Below are 3,853 nucleotides of genomic sequence, written 5' to 3'. Positions count from 1 at the left end.
TAATTGTTAAAGAAAACGTTTCGATTGAAACGTAGATGAGAGTCACATTCGCTCTACACCTGAGCTACCTAAGCAGCGTTGTTCGTTGCTATTGCCTCGAACTGGATGCGTATAATACGCTTCCGAGTTTTAATGTCAACGTTTATTTTAAACTATTTTAAAAACGTTTAAAACTTGATGTTAACTTACGTTATTTCTCGCTAAAGCGGGTAGATAACGTATCAAAACAGTTCGTTGATGATTCATTTTGCGTGAACCCCTTGGAACTGGAGCGCATTGTAAAGAGTTCTTGGTGTAGCACAAGCACTAATTTCACATTTCTGTTTGTTCGATTATAAATACTACTATTCGGTCGCTAAGCATATCAATATAGCTCAAAATTGAACCGAGCAACCGTGTTAGCTATGCTTTACCTTCTTCTATTTCTAGAATTTGCTCTTGGGTTTTTCGACTTATCACCATTTGAGAGTGCATTATTCCGCGCATTTTTTTTATTTATTGGTTTTTTATCTGACACAGCACCTTTTGTTACATCCGGCTCATAGCCAGGTAACCACTGTTGTAATAAACGAATATCTAATAATTCTTCAATCGCTGTTAATAGCCATTCCTCTCCTACACTTACTAAGGAAACAGCTAATCCTGAATTACCAGCTCTTGCTGTACGGCCTATACGATGAACATAATCCTCTGCGTTATAAGGAAGTTCATAATTAATTACATGAGATAAGCCTTTTATATCGATACCACGGGCAGCTATATCAGTCGCGATTAATGCGCGAACTTTTCCCTCTTTAAATTCGTGTAATGCTTTTTCACGTGCGCCTTGAGATTTATCGCCATGTATAGCTAATGATTTCACACCATCCTTTGTCATTTCCTTTGCTAAGTCATCTGCACACTGCTTAGTTCGAGTGAACACTAAAACTTGTTTCCAATTTTTTGATCCTATAAGGAACGAAGTCAGTTCTCTTTTACGATCGGCATCTACACCATAGACAAGTTGCTCTACATCATCTGCGGCTTTATTTTTCTCATCTATTTCTACCAATTTAGGATTTATTAAAATGTTTTTACTCATTTTGTAAATATCATCCGCGAATGTTGCTGAGAAGAGCAACGTTTGCTTTGTTTTTGGCAGATATTGAGTAATCTGGTCTATTTCTTCTTTAAAACCCATATCTAACATACGATCTGCTTCATCGAAAACTAATGTTTCTATGTTGGCTAGACTGACAGATTCAGTTCTAAGCAGATCTAATAATCTCCCTGGCGTTGCAATTAACACATCAACACCCTCTTTCAATTCACTAATTTGTCTTTTTGTACTGACACCACCATACGCAATACCAGCAACGACGTTAGTAAATTGACCATAATGACAAAAGCTTTTATATACTTGTTGAGCGAGCTCTCTTGTGGGAGTAAGTACCAATGCTCTTAGTTCTTGTTTACAAGGTTGACCTGATATCAATTTTTGAAGTATTGGCAATGCAAAAGCAGCGGTTTTACCTGTCCCCGTTTGAGCTCTTGCCATAACATCATGTTTGGCTAGAATAAGAGGGATACTTTGCTTTTGTATTTCTGTTGGTTCATCATAAGCAGATTCGGTTATTGCTTTAAGCAATGTTGAGTCCAAAGAAAAGGAAGAAAAGGTCATTCGTTTAGCCAATATATTTTTAAGTTGGTTAATTGTAGCAGAAGTCGTATATGACTATCCCAGTTATTAGCGTATTTGACATTAAGGATGTTATGGCAAAGTACAATTATCAAAATATGCGATTCTTGATTGTTGACAATATCAAACCATCGCAAGAAATCCTCAAACAATTTGTTATACGCTTAACGTCGAAACAAGTAGATAGCACTCATTATGCACAGGATGTTGCTTCAATTTGCCAGCAAAGACACTATGATGTGATTTTCTTGGGTTATGACCTAGGGGAGAACCAAAAGAATGGTCAGCAAATCCTCGAAGAGTTAAGAGTCAATGGTTATATAAATCGTCACTGTATCGTTATTTTAATCACTGCAGAAATATCGCAATCTATGGTACTAGCTGCGCTTGAACACAAACCCGATCACTATTTATGCAAACCTTACACATTGAATGAATTAGAAAAACGGTTAAACTTTTGTTTACATAAGAAAAAAGCGATGGCACTAATCTATCAAGCTCTCGATGCTGAAGATCCAGAGCTTGTTATTAAACGTTGTAAGCATGCTTTATCAATAAACACCCAGTATAAAACCGAATGCTTAGGTATCATAGCTAGACAATATTTTGAATTAGAAAGGTTTGATGAAGCCAAAACAATTTATTTGGCTCATCAAAACACTTCGAATTGTCAATGGGCTACCATTGGTTTGGGTAAAGTAGCCTTACATGAAAAGAAGTTAAATCAAGCGGAAAAACTATTTAAGCTTTTAATTAGAGACAGCCCGCTTTATTTATCAGGCTATGATTGGCTGGCAATAACTTATGAAGAACAATTCCATTATATACTTGCTGAAGAAATATTAGAGCAAGCTCTGCTTTTATCACCACGTTCTTTAACGCGTTTAAAAAAATATGCCCACCTTTGTATTCATAATGAGCATTTTGATAAAGCTACTGCAGCCTACGAGAGAACTTATAACCTAGCGCAGAATTCTATTCATCATTGTGCTGATAACGCTATCAAATATGTACAAGCCTTAATTGAGCATGCCCCCTCACTACCATTAGTCGATGCAAAGAAAATAAACAACAAAGCCTTCTCCTATTTAAAACAAATGGCAAGAGACTTCAACGATAGTGATATCAAAGTCCAATCGCATTTACTTGGTGCATGTTTATTAGAAATCACAAAAGAACGGCAACTTGCCAATGACGAAATTATTAGAGGTGAAAGGTTACTTAATAATGAGCATGGCAATATTGAAAATAATAAATTAATTGATATCTCATTAACATTAAAGAAATTGAAAAGAGATGATCTTGCAAGCAAAATACTCGTCGCCAGGGAAAAGTCTGATGTTCCTCAATTAGCGAATGAGATAAATAGACATAACTATAATATAAAAGATAAAGCTCAAGCGGATATTGAGCTTGGTTTAACTTTATATGCTCAAAAAAAATATCGAGAGGCAACTCTCAAACTACAAGATGCTTCTGCAATATTTCCAAAGCATATAGGGATAAAATTAAATCTAGCGCAGGTTTTGTTAGTTTCTTATGACCAAGACAAACAATCAGTTGAAGATTTACATAAAGCTAAGATCTTATTACTGGAACTAGCTCGATTAGATTTAAGTAACAATGAGTTGGAAAGACTGAAAAAAATGCAAAAAAAATACCAGCTAATTGCTGGTATTTAATCATTCTATAAGAATATGGTGGAGGGAGGTGGATTCGAACCACCGAAGGCTGAGCCGTCAGATTTACAGTCTGATCCCTTTGGCCACTCGGGAACCCCTCCACGGGGCCATTTCATCATCAATGCTGATGGAATTAGGAGTCTAGCAATGTCCTACTCTCACATGGGAACTCCCACACTACCATCGGCGCAACTGCGTTTCACTTCTGAGTTCGGAAAGGGATCAGGTGGGACCACAGCGCTATTGTCGCTAGACAAAAACTTTTATTTATTATGTCACTTACAATTTTTTGATAAGTAATTTAATAAATAAAAACTTCAGCAAAAAGCCCGACTCTATCGAATCGGGCTTCTCTAAATAGAAGTTTAGCAATGTCCTACTCTCACATGGGAACTCCCACACTACCATCGGCGCAACTGCGTTTCACTTCTGAGTTCGGAAAGGGATCAGGTGGGACCACAGCGCTATTGTCGCTAAACAAAAAAGGGACAAT

General features: G+C 36.8%; 2 protein-coding genes, 1 tRNA gene and 2 rRNA genes. 1 reads left to right on the top strand and 4 read right to left on the bottom strand.

Features of this window, described 5'->3' with window-relative positions; genetic code table 11:
- Nucleotides 1-409: 409 nt before the first annotated feature.
- Nucleotides 410-1,660: a DEAD/DEAH box helicase gene (locus ESZ36_RS22340; RefSeq protein WP_146792007.1), complete on the bottom strand. Its 1,251-nt coding sequence runs from the start codon at nt 1,658-1,660 to the stop codon at nt 410-412.
- 50 nt (nt 1,661-1,710) lie between these two features.
- Between ESZ36_RS22340 and ESZ36_RS22335 the strand changes: the two genes are divergently transcribed.
- A complete protein-coding gene (locus ESZ36_RS22335) occupies nt 1,711-3,360 on the top strand; it encodes a response regulator (RefSeq protein ID WP_246129217.1) in 1,650 nt (549 codons plus the stop codon).
- Nucleotides 3,361-3,376: 16 nt separating this feature from the next.
- Here ESZ36_RS22335 and ESZ36_RS22330 read toward each other — a convergent pair.
- The 3 genes from ESZ36_RS22330 to rrf (ESZ36_RS22320) form a co-directional block, all read right to left on the bottom strand.
- Nucleotides 3,377-3,461 (bottom strand) — tRNA-Tyr (locus ESZ36_RS22330).
- 38 nt (nt 3,462-3,499) lie between these two features.
- Nucleotides 3,500-3,614: ribosomal RNA gene (gene rrf / locus ESZ36_RS22325) — 5S ribosomal RNA — on the bottom strand.
- A gap of 109 nt (nt 3,615-3,723) precedes the next feature.
- A 5S ribosomal RNA gene (rrf, locus tag ESZ36_RS22320) occupies nt 3,724-3,838 on the bottom strand.
- Nucleotides 3,839-3,853 lie beyond the last annotated feature (15 nt).

It is taken from the genome of Colwellia demingiae (genome assembly GCF_007954275.1).
Classification (GTDB): domain Bacteria; phylum Pseudomonadota; class Gammaproteobacteria; order Enterobacterales; family Alteromonadaceae; genus Colwellia; species Colwellia demingiae.
This window is presented reverse-complemented; position numbering and strand designations above follow the sequence as displayed.